This is a genomic window from Blautia aquisgranensis (assembly GCF_040096615.1).
Taxonomy (GTDB): domain Bacteria; phylum Bacillota; class Clostridia; order Lachnospirales; family Lachnospiraceae; genus Blautia_A; species Blautia_A aquisgranensis.
The window spans coordinates 48,248-67,062 of record NZ_JBBMEJ010000004.1; the positions used below are offsets into that span (position 1 = coordinate 48,248).

Annotated in this window: 8 protein-coding genes; 3 read left to right on the forward strand and 5 right to left on the reverse strand. The window is 41.7% G+C overall.

The features are described from left to right. Window positions 1-68: 68 nt before the first annotated feature. Window positions 69-9,140 (reverse strand): InlB B-repeat-containing protein, encoded by a 9,072-nt coding sequence (locus WMO28_RS04830; protein WP_349056207.1) that lies wholly within the window; start codon window positions 9,138-9,140, stop codon window positions 69-71. Window positions 9,141-9,329: 189 nt separating this feature from the next. Then, a complete protein-coding gene (locus WMO28_RS04835) occupies window positions 9,330-10,055 on the reverse strand; it encodes a TraX family protein (protein ID WP_349056208.1) in 726 nt (241 codons plus the stop codon). Window positions 10,056-10,287: 232 nt separating this feature from the next. Between WMO28_RS04835 and nudC the strand changes: the two genes are divergently transcribed. Next, window positions 10,288-11,127, forward strand: a complete 840-nt coding sequence (gene nudC, locus WMO28_RS04840; RefSeq protein WP_178642333.1) for an NAD(+) diphosphatase — start codon at window positions 10,288-10,290, stop codon at window positions 11,125-11,127. A 136-nt stretch (window positions 11,128-11,263) separates the two neighbouring features. Here the strand turns inward: nudC and glgP are convergent, their stop codons facing one another. Together glgP and WMO28_RS04850 are read right to left on the reverse strand one after the other, a co-directional pair. After that, window positions 11,264-13,531 (reverse strand): glycogen/starch/alpha-glucan family phosphorylase, encoded by a 2,268-nt coding sequence (glgP, locus tag WMO28_RS04845; RefSeq protein ID WP_349056209.1) that lies wholly within the window; start codon window positions 13,529-13,531, stop codon window positions 11,264-11,266. A 216-nt stretch (window positions 13,532-13,747) separates the two neighbouring features. Continuing rightward, entirely contained in the window at window positions 13,748-14,665 is a 918-nt protein-coding gene (locus WMO28_RS04850; RefSeq protein ID WP_349056210.1) for an AraC family transcriptional regulator, read from the reverse strand. Between the two features lie 233 nt (window positions 14,666-14,898). On the opposite strand from WMO28_RS04850, the gene WMO28_RS04855 reads away from it, so the two are divergent. Together WMO28_RS04855 and WMO28_RS04860 are read left to right on the forward strand one after the other, a co-directional pair. Beyond that, a complete protein-coding gene (locus WMO28_RS04855; protein WP_349056212.1) occupies window positions 14,899-16,113 on the forward strand; it encodes an iron-containing alcohol dehydrogenase in 1,215 nt (404 codons plus the stop codon). A 39-nt stretch (window positions 16,114-16,152) separates the two neighbouring features. Continuing rightward, window positions 16,153-17,532, forward strand: coding sequence for an aldehyde dehydrogenase (locus tag WMO28_RS04860; protein ID WP_349056213.1), 1,380 nt, complete (start codon window positions 16,153-16,155; stop codon window positions 17,530-17,532). A gap of 24 nt (window positions 17,533-17,556) precedes the next feature. On the opposite strand, the gene WMO28_RS04865 is transcribed toward WMO28_RS04860, so the two are convergent. Beyond that, window positions 17,557-18,774 (reverse strand): Ig-like domain-containing protein, encoded by a 1,218-nt coding sequence (locus tag WMO28_RS04865; RefSeq protein ID WP_349056214.1) that lies wholly within the window; start codon window positions 18,772-18,774, stop codon window positions 17,557-17,559. Window positions 18,775-18,815: the final 41 nt, after the last annotated feature.

Here is an 18,815-nt window from a genome sequence, read left to right on the forward strand (position 1 = left end):
TCCCTGCTTTTCCTGCGAGCCTTTTTTCGCAGGAGATCCTGTCGGATCATCCTGCATTCATCTGTTCTTTACTTTGCAATTTTGACCTTCACAGTCTTGCTGTAACTGCCATAAATCTTCGCTCCGGTAGAATCCGTCCTGTACGCCCTTACACGTACATAGTAGTTCTTTCCTTTTACAAGATTTGCGATATTTACCGTACGACCTGTCTGTACCTTCTTCACAGCTTTTGTGAATTTTGTATTTTCAGCATAACTGAACTCATATCCGTTCGCTCCGGATACTGCATCCCAGGAGGCCGTCATTGTCTTGGCTTTGCTGTTTTTCAGCGTTACTTTGGCAGGAGCCTTGCATGCTGATACCTTCGTCCATTTCGCATACAGCGTTACATTGGCTGTTGTCTTGCTGCTGATTGCCGTAATCTTCTTTTTCAGACTCTTATCTGTGTACCATCCACCAAATATATATCCTTTTCTGGTCGGATTGTAGAGTTTTACCGTCTGTTTGCAGAAGCTTGTTTTATTATTCTTATTCTGTGTTCCGCCGTTAAGACTGTAGGTAATCTTGTTGTGCACCGTGATTTTGCAGGAAGCAGATTTCTTGCTGCTGTCATTTGCAGTTGCTGTAATTGTGACAACGGTTCCTCCAGGTGCCTTGGCATTCACAGTCACCTTTCCGTTCTTATCTACGGTTACATATTTACTGCTGCTCTTCCATGTCACGGTCTTATTGTATGCGTTTGAAGGTGTTGCTGTCGCCTTTAACTGCAGACTGTTTCCGGCAAGTACTGTTGCACTTGATCTGTTCATGGTAATTTTGCTTACCAGCTTATAGGCAATTGTAAAAGTAACACTCTTCTTACCGGAGTAGTCTCCCTTACCGGTAATAGTTATTGTAGCTTTTCCGACTTTTGTATTATTTACATAGGCTACATCATAATCTTTTCCTGCTGTAAGTACTTTATTAGCATACTTCACAACCGGTACAGGTTTAATATTCTTTCCGGTATAATCGTAAGAGCTCTTGATTCCCGATACTGCTGCCTTTGTAAAATCTTTCGGAGTTTTTACAATTTTGAAGTTTCTCGTAACTGTACCGCGGTAATCTCCCATACCTTCTACTGTTATTTCTGCTGTTCCAGGGTTTGTATTATTTTTATAAGATACCTTGTAATCTGTTCCTGCTGTTAATGTTTTATTCTCATACTTCACAACCGGCACAGGCGTAATACTCTTTCCGGTATACTCATAGGAAGTCTTGATTCCCGATACTTCTGCCTTTGTAAAATCTTTTGGAGTTTTTACAATTTTGAAGGTTCTCATAACTGTACCACAGTAATTTCCCAGGCCTTCCACTGTCACTTCTGCGGTTCCGGGATTTGTATTATTTTCGTACGATACCCTGTAGTCAGTTCCCAGCGTCAGTGTTTTTGTTCCAATACTTACCTGGATTTCCGGAACCAGTTCTTCACCTGTGTATTCCTGATCCGGAATTGTGGTTACTTCGACTTTTTCGTCTGCCAGAGACTGTGGAGTGATCTCAAAGCTTACAGTCTTTTGGGCAAATCTGATTCCTCCCTGAACCGGGCTGATCTCAATCTGTCCTGTTCCCACATTGATATTATTACTGTAGCTGATCTGATAATCCTTACCTTCGGTTAATTCCCTGTTCTCGCAGGTTACCTTAACTTCCGGTCTGATCTCCGTTCCTGTGTAAGTATAGGTGCTGCCTGTCTCAACCTGAATATTGGACAGCTTCTGATCACTGATAACGAAATTTCCGCCGTTATTGTTGCATGTAATATTAAAGTAATAGGTTTTTCCGGCTGTAAGTACCAGCTCCCGGATACGGTCTTCTGCATTTCCTCTGATGACCCAGTATCCCAGACGAGCTCCCTCTGTATTCATACACCTTATATCAGTATCGTCATACGAAGTATTTATCAGCATGTAATATTTCTGTGTTTTTTCAGGAACGAACTTAAAGTTTCTGGCATCCTCACCTGTAAGCTTGACCTCCTGATCCTTCTTTATCTCCTCTGATGACAGATCCTTGATTTCTCTCCTGTAAAGTGTGCGAATACTTCCGAAGGACAAAATACCACTATAGGTTCCAGGGCCTGAGATTTCTTCCATATCCAGCCCGAACAGCCAGATCCTTTCGTCCTGTCCGTTCACGACCTCTGTATTTCCGTCTGCATAAGTAAGCTGTATTTTCATATTCTCAAGTCCGCTATCCTGAATACCGTAATAATAGCTTGTTTTGTCTTCCGGTAACGGAGTGATCTTTGTCACAGAATTCTTCCCAGCCAGTTTTATGGTCATATCCTCATCCACATCTTCATCGTGATCAATTGACACTATGTAGGTTTTGTCTTTTCTGGCTATAAAACATACCTCTCCTGTTCCATCCGTATACTGCGGCCAGACATTTTGCATATAACTTCCATCTTCCATACTCACACGCACTGTATTTCTACTGTCACTATACTGAATCCTGCATAATTCATTATCCAGTTCAGAACCTTTTATCTTATAGATGACAGACTGTTTTTTCATACTATCCGCTTTTACCGTATAGGTTTTTCCTATTTCCAGTTCAACCGTATCATCCGGATATTTTACAGTATATTTCAGGGAGCTGCTGATTGATCTGCTGTTTTCCTGATCTTCAATATCAATATATAAGTATAGCTCATGATTTCCGAGCCAGTCTGAAGCATTATTGATATACAGACCACTTTCCATTATGCCACTTCTGCCAAATCCCTCCGGTACTGTCACGATTCTTTCAGTTCCGTCAGCATAGGTAATTCTGACTTTCATTCCTTCAAAGTTTACCGCATCCCTGCCATAGATAAACTCCGTCTTTACAGAATCCGGTATAACTTCTATTCTCTGTGGTGCAGCACTGTAATGATACAGTTTCACACCACAGCTTCCACCTGACAGCATCTCACTTCTGAAATTAATATAATGTTTTCCGGCCTTCAGATATACCAGAGAAGAATAAGTTGTTTTCGTTCCATTTCCATAACAGCTAATCACCTGTGATCTATTGCCTTCTGTTATAAATCCCTCAATAAAACTGTCATTTTTCGCAGTCAGTGCAAGCTGGTAATAGCCGTCTTCTGCTACCTGGTATTCGTACAGCGGTTCTGTACTTCCGATTTCTATTTCCTGCTCATTTTCCGAAAATTCGCCGCTTAAGACACCGGTATTTTTTACGGTAATCGGAACTGTTTTTCTGACACTGAATCCATTCTGTCCTTCATGTCTGACAACAATCTCATAGGAACCCGGACAATTTTTTTCGCTTAAAGATTTTACAGTATCAGAAACAGTGAAACCTTTTTTCTGTGCCTCCTCTAATGTATAGTCTTTCTCTGTTCCGTCGTCATATATTGCATGAATCTTTATTCCGTCATAGGAAATCTTCTCTTCCGGCGTATATTCCACTTTTGTCGGAGCCGTGATCTCCATATCTACTACATCGGTATCCTCTTCTGTAACATCTTCTCCGGAACCGGATACTTTGTGAAGCTGTACCGATACATCCCCAAATGCACTTCCGTCATAATATACAACAAAGTAATATTTTTTCCCTTTTTTCAGGTTCGGCAGATTTCCTTCCTCATCTGTCAGATAGTTTTCTTCCTCATCTGTGCAGTACCATTTCAGATTTTCATCTGCCCAGGAAGAGCTGTAATGTTCAGCTTCTGTATTGAAATAAAATTCGCCGTTTTCATCCGGAATATAGGAATATACATGGCTTCTTACACTTTCTGATACAGAAAATGCAGCATTTTCATCCAGAGCAAGTGTATCTAAATCTTTCTTTGCCGGATCGGTCAGTGAAACACGGAAGTTTTTCTTAATTCCCCAGAGCTGGATACTGAGATCATTCTCTCCGTCATGCAGATCTGAAACATTAAAAATACGCTCCCCTTTTTCATTCACAATAGAAAGTTCCCGGTTATAAATATCACTGAACTCTGTCGCAGAAACCTTCTTCTGCGTGTCATCTTCGTATGTGATCCGAAGCATCATTCCTGTAACATCAATTCCCGCATTCATTCCTTTCAGAAATTCTGTATTTTCAGGCTGGCTTATGATCTCCATATCTTTGATAATTCCGCTGGAAGCCATTTTTTCATACCGGAAGATTCCGTTCTCGTCATCGTATCCTTTATCCTTCAGGCAGAGATAATAATCTTTTCCACCAAAATCCCAGGCAGAACTGTTTCCCAGCTGCATATCTGTTTTCTTACCCTGGATATCATAAATTCCGTATACCGACCAGTTATTTCTGTCTCCACTGTTCCAGTAAATTCCCTTCAGATCTGCTGGCAGCTTAACGTAACACAGATTTCCGTCTTCCGTCGGATCTTCAGCCACTTTATCCAGAGTTTCACCTGGCTTCAGTACATTGGTAATTCCTGCAAGATAATCCTCAAAGGATTTTAATTCTATCGGAAATTCCACAGCTGTTTTTCCATTGTAGGAAACTGTTATCGTATATTTCCCAGTAAGAGGACGACCATTTTCATCGGTCTTAATATTGTTCGTGATTGTGAATGGAAATTCTTTCTGACTTCTGCTGTAAGAATAGATTTCCGTTTCGCCTTCTTTGGTCTTTGCGCTGATCTTGAGGCCTTCGTACGAAAGATCCCATATATTCAGGTTATTCTCATCATTATACGCATAAAATACTGTCTTTTCCGGTTCTTCTTCCAGCTTGAAATCCGACAATGCTGAAGCTCCTTCACTGCCGTTTTCATCCGCAATATGAATCGTAGTACTAACCGCGCCTGAAGAGAATGTCCTTGCTGCCAGATAATATTTTTCTCCTTTTTTCATTTCCAGCTGTATCTGGAAATTCGTTCCGGAACCGGCATCATCATTATATGCGATCTGCTGTCCTTCCGAGTCATAGATATAACCATAAGTATCTTCATCGCCTGTGGAATAAAATGTATATGTGCCGTCATTTTCTGCCGTAAAGCCATATACCTGGCATTTATTCCTCTGTACCATGATATTTTTATCCTTGTTCACTTTTAAAGTTTCCAGCTGATTGCCGTTTTCTTTCAGATAGTCTTTAAAGCTTATACGCGATATCTGAAGGAATTCACTACGAACTTCATCCATGGAAACACTAAGAGCAAAATTCTCATTTCCGTCCTCATCGTATGTCGGTGACAGATTCACAGATAATTTACTTCCCAGACGGCTGGTATCACCAGGTTTCAGATCTTCTGTCATTCCATCCGTATATTGTGCGGTTACAGTCATTCCTTCTGCATCGAAATCCGAAATATCATAATCATCCAGATAATCAATAACTTCTGTCACTGTTGTCTTTAACGGCGGCGTCTTAATCGTAAGCTTCTCCAGAACTACATCCTGTTTTTCAACCGTTACCAGTGCACGGATACTTCTCTCTTCCGTATTTTCCAGAGAAAAATAGAATTTCTGACCTTTTTCCACCTTTACCGGTGTCTCATGATATTCCCCCTCCTGATCATAGTATTTAATCCGCGCGGATGTATTTGCAAGATAACTGATCTTATAGTATCCTGTTTCCGGTACGACTGCATAATATACAGCGGTTGAGTCTGATTGGATTTTTACAGGAGTTCTCTTGCCGGACTGAATCTCCGAAGCGTTCTTCGCAATATAATCCAATGCAGAATGCAGATTTATCTTATAATCTATGCTTATATCCCCACACCGGAACTTCATATTATATGTACCCGGTGTACCATCCAGATCCGGAATATCTTCAACTGACACACGGTAACCATCTTCTGTGGTATCTTCAACACAGTGTACTGTCTCCTCTGAACCATCTGTAAATTTCAGAGTAATCTCCAGCTCTCTTGCCAGGTTCCAAAGCCTGTCGTAGGAAAAATCATCAAATCCCTCATAGAGATCAATTTCATTGGAATTTAATACCATTTCTTTCAGAGTACGCTGTGCCTGTACACTGATCGTATAATCAACATCGTCTTCCGTATAAGATCTGTAATTTATCCTGAGATAATATGTGGTTCCGGCTTCAAGCTCTATACTCATTTCTCCATAATGACCATGCTCACTTATATAATCACCATTTTCATTATAGATATCAAGTCTTGAATCATAATATTGATTCTCATCCTTTGTTCCTGTTACCTTAAATTTATATTTTCCAGTCTCAGATGCCGTAAATTTGTAGAAAGCATCTTCGTCATCTTTTCGGGTTTCTGTGATATCTTCTCCAATTTTCAGTTCCCCTGGCTGATGTTCGCTCATATAATCTGCAAAGGACTGACATTTTACCGGAATGCTTCCTATATTTTCCTCTTCATATGTAAGTGTCAGTGCATAATCTCCCGGCTGTATATTCCCCGAATTATCATAAGCAAAGTTATCTGATATATTGATATACTGCCCAAAATCATCATCACCATATGTATAGGTAACTTCTTTTCCTGAATCAAACGTAATGCTGATTTTCAGTCCATCGTAATTTATACCGCTATCAAATCCGGAAATATAATTTGTCTTTTTCGGCTTTTCAATATCTACACTGGCAATGCTTTCTTTTTTATAAAGCTTTAATGTTGATGTTTCCTTACTGCTGTTGTACGGACGTGCCAGATAATAGTAAGTTGTGCCTGCAGTCAGAGTATAGATTACTTTAAAGTTATTACCACTTCCATCCTCATCATTTTCAGCAAGAATCTCTCCGTTTTCATCCACAAGATATCCATAGGTATCTACATTACCTTCCGATGTAAAACTGTACTCTCCATCCTTATCTGGAGTAAAGCTGTACAGATATCCTTTTCCCCCATTCCACTGGACCGTTTCATCCTCATCCAGTTTCAATGTATTACTGTAGTTTTTATCCAGCGTGCGAATATACTGGGCAAGCGTCATATAGTTTACCGGAACAGTTACACTGGAACCATCCAACTCAATGTACAGCTGATAGTTTCGAATTTTCTCTCCGTTCTCATCTTCATCATAATCATCGTCCAGATAGATTGACAGTTTACTGCCGTCTCTGCTGACATCTTCGGCCCCAAGGACTTCCTCCACTCCATCATCATAAGCGACGCGAATCTTCAGTCCTTCTGTCTTTGGCTGTGCACTGTCCCTGAATTCAAGTCTCTCTATATAAGTCTTATCCGATGGCTCTGATTCTACCTTAAGCGATGACACCATATAATTTTTCTGGATTGCTTTAATACAGAAATCATATCCCGTGTCGTACTCGGATGTCATCCGTGCATATACCACATCACCGGCTTTCAACGCTGTTGTTTCCTCAATACCGTTTCCTTCACTGTCAAAATATGAGACAGAGTACGAATAATCTCCTGTTTCCTCACCATCTTCCATGGCGCGATATCTAAACGTATATGTACCATCCTCCGGCGCAGTAAACTTGTAATAGTAGCTTCCTTTTTTACTGATCGCTGTACTGCGTTCCTGATCAAGAGTAAGCTCTTCTGCCCGTTCATTGAAAAAGTCAGCAAATTTCTGAACCTTTATCTTTACTTCTGTTTTCTGGTCTGCAACAGAAACTGTAACCGTATACTCTCCTTCTTTGGCATTTCCATCCTCATCGAAATCAACAGAAGAAGTATCAATCTCTATATCATAGCCTTCACTTACTGAGCCATAACAAGTTTCAACATTTTCCGTTCCATCTGTATAATTTATCTGAATCATTTCATTTGACAGAAGGTCTTCCTTTTTAAGACTGTCCTTACCCATGCACAGAGAGACTTCCGGATTTTTGATTTCAATAGACTTGACTTCTTTTGCAGAACTCACTCCTGCATATAACTGATCATGAATTTCATTCCTGACAGCCAGATAATAATCTTTTCCTGCTTCCAGTTTTCTCCTGGAAGTCTGACCATGATCTATCTGCTCGATAACATTGAAATCTCCATCCATGAGAACCTGATAACTGTATATGTTCTCATTTCCTTCCTCGCCACGGGCAAACAGACTGTATAATCCATTTTTTTCCGGTCTGAAATGGAACAACTGGTCTGTCATTCCAGCATCGTTTTCTTCTTCTTCGCCACTGAGTTCAATAGCATCATCTTTCCTGCTCTGCACCCAGGACTTCAGAGTCTGCAGTCTGATCTGCCCTATATTTTTAAGACAATATAAATCATAGTTAGTTCCATTAACATTCTTCTTGATAAGAAGATTTGCCTGATAAGTTCCAGGCTCGTCAGTGTATCCATATTCTTCATTTCCGATCATCACAAACGGAAACATATTTATGTCATCACCGTCAGACAGTTCTTCTGTTTCACCGTTAGAATATGTACAGCTTACAACTGCACCCTCACCGGTTATTATTTCCGGACCATCTCCCCAAAGAGTATAATCCGTCTTTGGCATCTGTTCCATCTGGAAAGATTCTATTGTAGGAAAAACACCTGCTGCTGCGTTGTCGCTTACATATGAAAAATTATATACCGCATAATAAGTTTCTCCGGCCTGACAGCTAACAATGTTTGTATCTTCCACCTCACATTCTTTAAAAGAAGAATCATATATCATAATGTGATCGGTATTTACACTACTCAGCACAATCTTGTATTTTCCGTTTTTTTCCACAGAAAATCTGAACACTGTCGCATCTTCTGAAGACACATCAGAAATATCTATAAAATTTTTATATGGAAGATCTATAGCATTTTCTGCCATGGAACTGTCCATGATTTCGGACTGTACTTCAAGATCCTTGTCATCGCTGCTGAAAGCTTCTGCTTCATTGTTCGGTTCCGGTTCTGTAAGTTCTTCGGAATCATCAGAAGTATTTTCTTCCTGCTCTTCGGGCTCTGAAAGTTCTTCTGTTTCGTCCTCCAATGCAAGATCCGAATCTGCTTCCTGTTCTGGTTCCTGTACCGCTTCCGGAGCTTCTTCCTGCTCTGTCTGTGGAGCTTCTGCTTCAGCTGAAACTGCCTCTCCCTCATCCTGACTTTCAGCTCCATCTGAAAACTCCTGCATGTTCTCCACTGGCTCTGAAGAAAAATCTGCTCCGCTGGCTACAAGCGCAGAACTGTCAACGCTGGTAGCTACCATAGCTGCTGTCAGCAGCCACGCAACCTTTTTTCTGTTCATATTCTCCTCCTTCATAACTGGAATATAACTATCTGGCTTCCTGCCTGCCCTTCAGGACAATCTATACTTTAATTATACTTTTTTGAGAACTTACTGTCTATAAACAAATCTGTTTTTTATATATTTTTTTCCAACTTATGCGATATTTCCAATTATATTTTTTTATTTTTATATAATAATACGGCTGTATCATCTGATGACCAGCCGTATTACTCCCAATATGAACAGATGTAACGGATAAAAAATATAGAAAAACCATTTTGAAAATCCCGATGCTTTTTCCGATTTTTTCCCATTATAAAAATTCAGGATCAGAATTCCGGATACGATGATTCCGGTTGCAGAAAGTACTGCATGAAGAAATGCCTTTGCAGGATCCATTGTCTGTGCATAAGAACTGTAATTAAAAAGAATGAATAATAAAGCTCCGATTCCATAAGCCCGGATTGTTTTTTTCCGGTTGCACCAGCCATCCTGAAACCAGATAGTAAAAACCGGTGCCAGAATCGCCCAGTCCGAATAAATGGACACCAGAAGGATTCCAATAAGCAGGGGAATACGCCATGGGCTTGCCTTCATATTTTCCTGGATCACCAGGATCATGAAACACATAAATAAAGTAAAAATCATATTCAGCTGATTGAATCCGAACGCCATCATGTACGGGACCTGAGATATTCCTGCAAAGATCAGAAGTCTCTCCCCATATTTTTTCCTGGAATGTGTATAATAAAAGCCTTCCACCAGAAAATAGCACATGGTGATCGCAGTAAAGTAGCCAATGTCTACCAGCACCTCACAGAGAATCGTATTCTCCGGCAGAAATATATTGGCAATGTGGTTAAGTAACATGGTAAATATCGCCAGGTATTTAATGATGTCACGGGTAAGCCCTTTTTTTTCTTTCGTCTGCATATTTTTCCCTCCATATGCTGTATCATGTAAAATTCGGTTGTTATATTCCCTCTGTGAATTCTCATCTTATCTTACAGCACAACTTAGGCACAAACAACTGTTTTATGGGATTTCATCAACAATCTGCCATATAAATGCCTCGAGATTTCCACCAAAAGAACAGTTGCCTTTTTTTTCAGGTAAGCTTATACTGTAAAAAAATATTATGCTATAAAAAACGAAAGGAATTATCATGATCCAGGATATTGCACCACATCATTATCACAACGAATATAAGCCTGTAGCTCCGGATAAAAAAAGCTTTATTTTAGCCTATAATAAAGAGAGAAATATCCTTCTGAAAAAAGACGGCGAGACTATGACTCTTCCACGTTTTGAAGAGCTTGAGGGCAGGCTTTCCAACCTTTATGAAAATTATATCTACCTTTTCTCCATTGACGAAGAACATTTTTATCTGATTCCGGAACTGGATACCAGTCTGCTTTCTGAGTATCAGTTTGAGACGATCCGTTTTCTTCGCATCGCACAGCCTCAGTATCTTGCATTTGCAGGAGTCACCGGATACCAGCTTTTCCAGTGGTACAGCAAGCGCCGCTTCTGTGGCTGCTGCGGAAAGCCAATGGTACATGACAAGATCGAGCGCAAAATGTTCTGTCCGTCCTGCAAGAATGAAGAATACCCTGTTCTCTCCCCTGCAGTTATCGTTGGCGTTACAAACGGCGACAAGCTGATCCTCTCCAAATATGAGGGCAGAAGCTATACACGATATGCCATGATCGCCGGGTTCGCAGAAATCGGAGAAACCATCGAGGAAACGGTTCACCGTGAAGTTATGGAAGAGATCGGTATCAAAGTCAAAAACCTGCGCTACTATAAGAGCCAGCCATGGTCCTTCTCCGGAACTCTTCTGTTCGGCTTCTACTGTGACCTGGACGGAGATGACACTCTCACCGTAGACCACAGTGAACTCTCCATGGCCTCCTGGTTTAACCGCGAGGATATCCCGGATGAGGGAGACAACATCAGCCTTACAAAAGAAATGATGATGTCATTTAAGGACGGAAAAGCCTGACGCAGTGCTTCCGCCTATTTATGAAATATAAAACACACCGGTTTATGTCTCCAGAACCTGAACATCTTTCCAGCTCTATGGAAATGATTCAGATTCTCGGTACAAACCGGTGTGTTTTTATTTTATATCTGCACGATTATTTTGCAGGAGTCAGATGCCAGATGTCTCTATTGTACTCCTCAATCGTTCTGTCTGAAGAGAAGTATCCTGCTTTTGCAATATTTACAAGCATTTTTTCTGCCCATGCAGTTCTGTCCTCATAATCGGACAGTGCCTGATCTTTTACTTTTGCGTAGTCTTCAAAATCAAGAAGAGTCATGAACCAGTCTTTGCTTACGATCTCATGATGAAGTCTTCTAAGATGCTCCTCACTTCCGATACCAAGAAGCTCTTTTCCAACGATGAAATCTACTGCACGACGGATGCGCTCATCTTTATCATAGAAATCTTTTGCACAGTAATCAGCTTTCTCATAGTGTTTGATTACCTGCTCACTGGACTCACCGAAGATATAGATGTTATCCTCGCCTACCAGCTGGCTGATCTCCACATTTGCTCCATCCATAGTTCCAAGTGTTACCGCACCGTTCAACATGAACTTCATGTTTCCGGTTCCGCTGGCCTCTTTGGAAGCAAGGGAAATCTGCTCGGAAATATCGCAGGCCGGGATCAGCTTCTCTGCTGCACTTACGTTATAGTTTTCCACCATAACGACCTTCATGTACGGAGAAACCTCCGGATCGTTGTTGATAAGCTCCTGTAAGCACAGAATCAGGTGGATAATGTCCTTTGCGATCACATATGCAGGAGCTGCTTTTGCACCAAAGATAAAGGTTACCGGACGTTCCGGTTTCTCACCTGCTTTGATCTTCAGGTAACGATCAATGATATACAGGGCATTCAGCTGCTGACGTTTGTACTCATGAAGACGTTTGATCTGGATATCATAAACACTGTGTGTATTGATCTCCTCACCTGTGTTTGCCTTGATGAACTCGGCACATCTTTTCTTAGCATCCTGTTTGATCTTCAGGATATTTGCAAGAACATCCTGTTTTCCTTTGAAGTCAAGCATCTTGTCAAGCTCAAAGGAATCTTTGCGGAAGCCGTCACCGAGCATGGAAGTGATATACTCTGTCAGCGGATGGTTGCAGTGAAGAAGCCATCTGCGGAAGGTGATTCCATTTGTCTTGTTATTAAATTTATCCGGATAAATCTCATAGAACTGATGAAGCTCTGTTTCCTTCAGGATATCTGTGTGAAGGGATGCAACACCATTGATGGAAAATCCGTAATGAATGTCCATATGTGCCATGTGAACCAGGTCGTTCTTATCAATGATTGCAAGATTCTCCTGCGGATATTTTGCTTTGATACGCTCGTCCAGTTTGCGGATGATCGGCATCAGATGCGGAACAACCTCCTCAAGATAGGAGATTGGCCATTTCTCAAGTGCCTCTGCAAGGATGGTATGGTTGGTATAAGCGCACACATGAGATACGATCTCACAAGCCTCCTCAAATTCGATTCCACGCTCTGTAAGAAGACGGATCAGCTCCGGAATTACCATACTCGGATGTGTATCATTGATCTGAATCACTGCGTAATCAGCAAGGTCATGAAGATTGCAGCCTTTTGCTGTTGCCTCATCCAGGATCAGCTGTGCTGCATTGCTAACCATGAAATACTGCTGATAAATACGAAGCTTTCTTCCTGCGTCATCGCTGTCATCCGGATACAAAAACAGTGTCAGATTGTGGAGCAAATCCTTCTTATCAAAGGAGATTCCCTCACCCACAATGCTCTCGTCTGCAATATCAATATCAAAAAGACGAAGCTTGATTGCTTTGTTCTCATAGCCTGCAACATCAATATCATACAGTGTGGATTTCAGCATAAATCCCTTAAAAGGTACATAATAGGAAATTCCTGCATCTGTAAGCCAGCTCTCCGGCTCGATCCACGGGTTCGGTGTCTCAAACTGAAGATGATCTTTAAACTCCTGTTTGAAAAGTCCAAGGTGATAATTAAGGCCGATTCCTTCACCCGGAAGACCTAAGGTTGCGATGGAATCCAGGAAGCAGGCTGCCAGTCGGCCAAGTCCGCCGTTTCCAAGAGATGGTTCCGGCTCGATCTCCTCGATCATGGAAAGCTCTTTACCGTTCTCTTTAAGATATTTTGCAACTTCATCATAAACGCCAAGATTGATCAGGTTGTTGGAAAGAAGCTTACCGATCAGGAACTCTGCGGAAATATAATAAATTTTCTTTTTTCCATCCTGATAGCCACGACCTTTAAGCTGCTCCTTTGTCCAGGCGAGAAGTCCATGATAGATTTCCTCGTTTGTACAGTCTTTTACATTTTTGTTATATTTTTCTTCAAATACTTTGCTTAATGTTTCCATTTCTGATCTCCTTTCATGGATCTTGATGGGATGAAATATGTTTTTACAAGGTTGTTTGCTTTGTTTTTGATGATATTAGGATATCACGCATCCCCTTTCAAAAATATAACAATCCTGTCATGATATGTAAGATATTTGTCAGACTGTTTTTCCATTTTTACTGTAGCTCTGCATAGAAATGTAACCGGGACATGTGCGACTGCTGCTGGAGCTTTCTCAAATCTGTCTCATACTCTTCCTGTACTTATGCGGCGAAACCTTATTGGACTGCTGAAACTTCTTTATAAAATAGCTTGTACTGTTAAATCCCACCTGCATGGCTATCTCCGTAACAGGCGCATCGGAATGGGTAAGAAGATATTTCGCCTTCTCCATACGAAAATCATTGATGTACTCCACAAGCGTTTTTCCTGTGTACTGCCGGAAAAGCTTCATAAAATAGTACTCACTGTAATTGGACAACCCGGAAAGCTCCGAAACAGTAAGATTCTCCTGATAGTGAAGACTTATATGATCAAGCACCTCTTTTACAGCCGCGAGGCTTTTATTCTGCTCTGTGCTTACCGGAATAATATAGTGCTCCGTCAGCATCTCATAGAAAAAATCAAAAAACAGCATTTTCAGCTTCATATAAAAATACGGCTTCTTCTCCGTATGGCAGCTATGTATTTCCAGAAAAATCCTCCGCAATTTCTCATAACCGGAATCTCCTTCTTCGATATGATGGCAGAATTCTGCCCTGTTTTCCGTAAGCGGCGTCACTACGCATTCCTGGCAGATATCCCCCGGCTGTCCTGCCAGAAATCCCAGACTGAACACGACACTCTTATAATAGAGAGGATTCTTGAGATCGGTTCGCATACTGTGGAGAACTCCACAGTTCACGATCAGGATGTCCCCTTTTTTCAGACGGATACTTTCCCTGTTCAGTCTGGCAAAACCGCTGCCTTTTTCAATATACATGATCTCCATCTCACTGTGCCAGTGGTCATACAGCGCATGAAAGATCTCGCAGTTTCCCGTATAGGTTTCCACCGGCAGTTCAAAAGAACCGTGCGGACTTAATTCTTTAAGATTATCATCCACTTCCGATACGTGGAGCGGATTTTTTTCGGATGTGTTTGTTTCCGGCATATTTATGATTTTCCTCCATATCTGCAGGCTTCTGCGCCTGAATATGTTCCTGTGATTGCTGTAACTTATTTTAGTCTAACGGATATTCAGAGACATGACAATATTATATTTAGAGCTTTTGTATTTTATGCCACTGTTTATTATGTGCTGCACAGAAATCTTGACTTTTCCACTCTCAACTGCTATATATAATATTTGAAATAAAATAATTTGATTATAAAAGGAATAGAAACATGAATCCATTAAAAAAAGCTTACTGCCGCATTTTCCAGAATGTGTTCAAATTTGCGCTTCCGGTGCTGCCTTACCGCAATCCGAAGATCATTGGAAGCGTCAAGGGAATCCCGGAAGTTCTGGAAAAAAGAGGCTATAATAATGTACTGATCATCACAGACGCAGGCATCCGTAAATTAGGACTTACCGAACGTCTTGAAAAAACTCTGAAACGTAACTGCATCGCCTATCAGATCTACGACAAAACAGTTGCCAACCCGACTACTGTCAATGTAGATGAGGCACTTCACATGTACCTGGACAATGACTGCCAGGCCATCATCGGTTTCGGCGGCGGCTCCAGCATGGACTGTGCAAAAGCTACTGCTGCCCGCATTGCAAAACCGCACCAGTCCCTGGCACAGATGAAAGGAATCCTGAAAATCCATAAAAAGCTTCCGCTTCTCATCGCCATTCCTACCACTGCTGGTACCGGAAGCGAGACGACCCTTGCCGCAGTAATCACAGATGCCCAGACCCGGCATAAATATGCGATCAATGATTTTCCTCTGATCCCACGGTATGCAGTCCTGGACCCGAAAGTAACTTTAAGCCTTCCACCGTTTATCACAGCTACAACCGGTATGGATGCACTTACCCATGCGGTGGAAGCCTACATCGGAAACTCCACCACACCAGGCACCCGGAAAAACGCTCTGGATGCCGTAAAGCTGATCTTCGAAAACCTTGACACTGCCTACACAGACGGCAGCAATGTGGATGCAAGGCGAAACATGCTCCGTGCCTCCTATTTCGCAGGCTGTGCTTTTACAAAATCCTATGTAGGATATATCCACGCAGTGGCACATTCTCTGGGCGGAAAATACAATGTTCCTCATGGACTGGCCAATGCCGTGATCCTGCCCATGGTCCTGGAAACCTATGGCGACTCCATCACACATAAGCTCCGTGACCTGGCAGTGGCAGCAGAACTCTGCGATAAAAATGAGGATGACAAAACTGCTGCCCGCATGTTTATCGACGCAGTAAAAGCTATGAAAAAACGCTTCGGCATTGGCGACTATATCCCGGAAATCCAGGAAACCGATATTCCGGAGCTGGCTCACTATGCAGATAAGGAAGCCAATCCGCTGTATCCGGTTCCTGTGCTCATGGACGCCAGTGAACTGGAGACCTTGTATTACCAGCTGATGCCACCAGTTTCCGAACAATAAATTCTGCCAGGCAGATTTTTTAGAAAGGACTTCATCTCCATGGAAAAAGAACAGATCACCCAGCTTTTAAATAAACAGCGCCAGTATTTTTATTCCGGCGCAACCCTCAACATTGATTTTCGCATAGGTGCCCTCAAACGTCTCCGGGCAGCGATTCAAAGACACGAAGACCAGATCAACGCAGCCCTGAAAAAAGATCTGGGAAAAAGCAATTTCGAAAGCTATATGTGTGAAACCGGTCTGGTTCTCTCCGAGATCACACACATGCTGAAAAACATCCGCTCCTATGCAAAGGAACAAACCGTTCCCACTCCGCTGGCACAGTTCCACTCCCACAGTTTCCGCAAACCATCCCCATATGGCGTGGTTCTTATCATGAGTCCATGGAACTATCCGTTCCTTCTCACAATCGAGCCTCTGGTAGATGCCATTGCAGCCGGAAACACTGCCATTCTAAAACCAAGTGCTTACTCACCGGCTACAAGCGAAGTGATCCGCCTTCTGATCCACGAATGTTTTGATGAAAAATATGTTGCCACTGTCACAGGTGGACGCGCGGAAAACACTCATCTTCTCAGCCTGCATTTTGATTATATCTTCTTTACAGGAAGCCAGTCTGTAGGAAAAGAAGTTATGCGAAAGGCTTCTGAATACCTTACCCCAGTTACTCTGGAGCTCGGCGGAAAAAGCCCCTGCATTGTGGATAAGACCGCTAATCTCCGCCTTGCAGCAAAACGTATCGTATTCGGCAAGTTCCTGAACTGCGGACAGACCTGCGTAGCACCGGACTATATCTACTGTGATCCTGAGATCAAAGATGCCCTGGTTGCAGAGCTTCGCAGACAGATTACTCGTCAATATGGAAAAGAACCGCTCAAAAACCGGGACTATGGAAAGATCATCAATGAAAAGCATTTCGACCGCATTACCGGACTTATTGATTCCTCCAAGCTCATATGTGGTGGCAAAACAAACCGCGAAACACTTCAGATCGAGCCTACGATCATGGATCGTGTGACTTTCGATGATCCGGTCATGCAGCAGGAAATCTTCGGCCCGGTACTTCCGGTTCTTACCTACGATTCTCTCGGAAGTGCTGTTGCAAAGATCAATTCCATGGCACACCCGCTGGCCCTCTACATCTTCACTGACGACGAAAAAAACGCCCGGGAAGTAACTTCCCGGTGCGGTTTCGGTGGTGGCTGTATCAATGATGTACTGATTCACCTTGCCACCAGCACCATGGGCTTTGGCGGCTTCGGTGAAAGCGGTATGGGATCCTATCACGGAATCGACGGATTCCGGACATTCTCCCATTATAAGAGTATTGTAGATAAAAAGACCTGGATTGATCTGCCTATGCGGTATCAGCGGTATAGGAAGATTTATGAGAAGATGGTGCGGGTTTTTATGCGGTAGGGGAATGGGCTTCTCACCCTTCCCTTACCATATGTTAAGTGTACAATAATCATGCAATGGTGATTTAACTACTCCATACCATTTTGAGGCTGGAACATAATTTGCAGGTGCATGTGTTTGTGTTACATGATAATTTGCATTTATATCGACACAGCCTTCAAAATTAATAGCTGAACCATTTGGCACTCTCTCAGATTTATAATCACCATTTTTCTTATAAAGAACACTTATATAATCCAGGACATAACCTGATTTCATTTTTATAAACACTTTGTGAGTTCCCGTAATACTTGCTGATTCTAAATCACTTCCCACGAATTCTTTTTCAAAATTTTGATTTCCAATTTTGAATACTGCAAATGGCGAAGGTTTTTTGGCTACATTAATCTTGCACGATAAGCTATATGTTTTATTGTTCTGGATTACTTTAAATGAAATAGTCGAAGTCTCTCCCAATAACTTAACATCATATCCGTTTGCAGAAACTTGTATTGCATCCAGTTCTTCCCTTTTTTCTGCTTTTATTTTGGGATTTGTTGATTTTACATCCGTAACTTTTGCATTTTTATCCAGATTTTTTATATAAATAAAGCATTCCGGAAGCTGTATAATTCTATCTCCCCTTATATACACTGTCTGTTTATCCACACAAACCGGAACTTTGCCTGTTACAACATTTTTTTGCTTAACAGTCACTTTACAGCTGTACTTTTTACCGGAAACTGTTGCGGTTACAGTCGCTGTTCCTACTGCTTTTGCGGTGATTTTTCCTTTGCTGTTTACAGATACTACTGAAATTTTCGATGATTTCCAGACTACCTTCTGCTTTGTATCTGTCATTTTCAGTGTATAGCTTCCGTTTTTATATAAAGTTAATGCCGTTTTACTGATTCTTGGTGTCTCTACCTGGATTTTGCAGTTATACTTTTTGTTACCTGCTTTTGCAGTAATTGTAGCTGTACCTTTTGCTCTTGCAGTAACCTTTCCTGTAGAGCTTACACTGGCTACCTTCTTGTTTGAAGAACTCCAGACAACCTTTCCCTTGGTACCGGTGAGCTTCAGCTGTACAGCCTGTCCTTTTATTAAAGTTGCTTTTGTTTTGTTTAATTTAACATTGGTTGCAGCCTCAACAACAGACACCTGTCCCGGTAAAGCAGATGAAAATACCGGTGATATTCCAAGTATGAGCATTGCAATTAATAACAGCTTGAATCTGGATTTTGGTTTGTTTTTAGTTTTCATGCTTTTTGTCCTCCCTTTATTGAATCGTAATTATACAGCAG

Coding starts and splice junctions, on each gene's coding strand:
- WMO28_RS04830 (WP_349056207.1), bottom strand. CDS start 9,140: ATGAACAGAAAAAAGGTTGCGTGGCTGCTGACAGCAGCTATGGTAGCT.
- WMO28_RS04835 (WP_349056208.1), bottom strand. CDS start 10,055: ATGCAGACGAAAGAAAAAAAAGGGCTTACCCGTGACATCATTAAATAC.
- nudC (WP_178642333.1), top strand. CDS start 10,288: ATGATCCAGGATATTGCACCACATCATTATCACAACGAATATAAGCCT.
- glgP (WP_349056209.1), bottom strand. CDS start 13,531: ATGGAAACATTAAGCAAAGTATTTGAAGAAAAATATAACAAAAATGTA.
- WMO28_RS04850 (WP_349056210.1), bottom strand. CDS start 14,665: ATGCCGGAAACAAACACATCCGAAAAAAATCCGCTCCACGTATCGGAA.
- WMO28_RS04855 (WP_349056212.1), top strand. CDS start 14,899: ATGAATCCATTAAAAAAAGCTTACTGCCGCATTTTCCAGAATGTGTTC.
- WMO28_RS04860 (WP_349056213.1), top strand. CDS start 16,153: ATGGAAAAAGAACAGATCACCCAGCTTTTAAATAAACAGCGCCAGTAT.
- WMO28_RS04865 (WP_349056214.1), bottom strand. CDS start 18,774: ATGAAAACTAAAAACAAACCAAAATCCAGATTCAAGCTGTTATTAATT.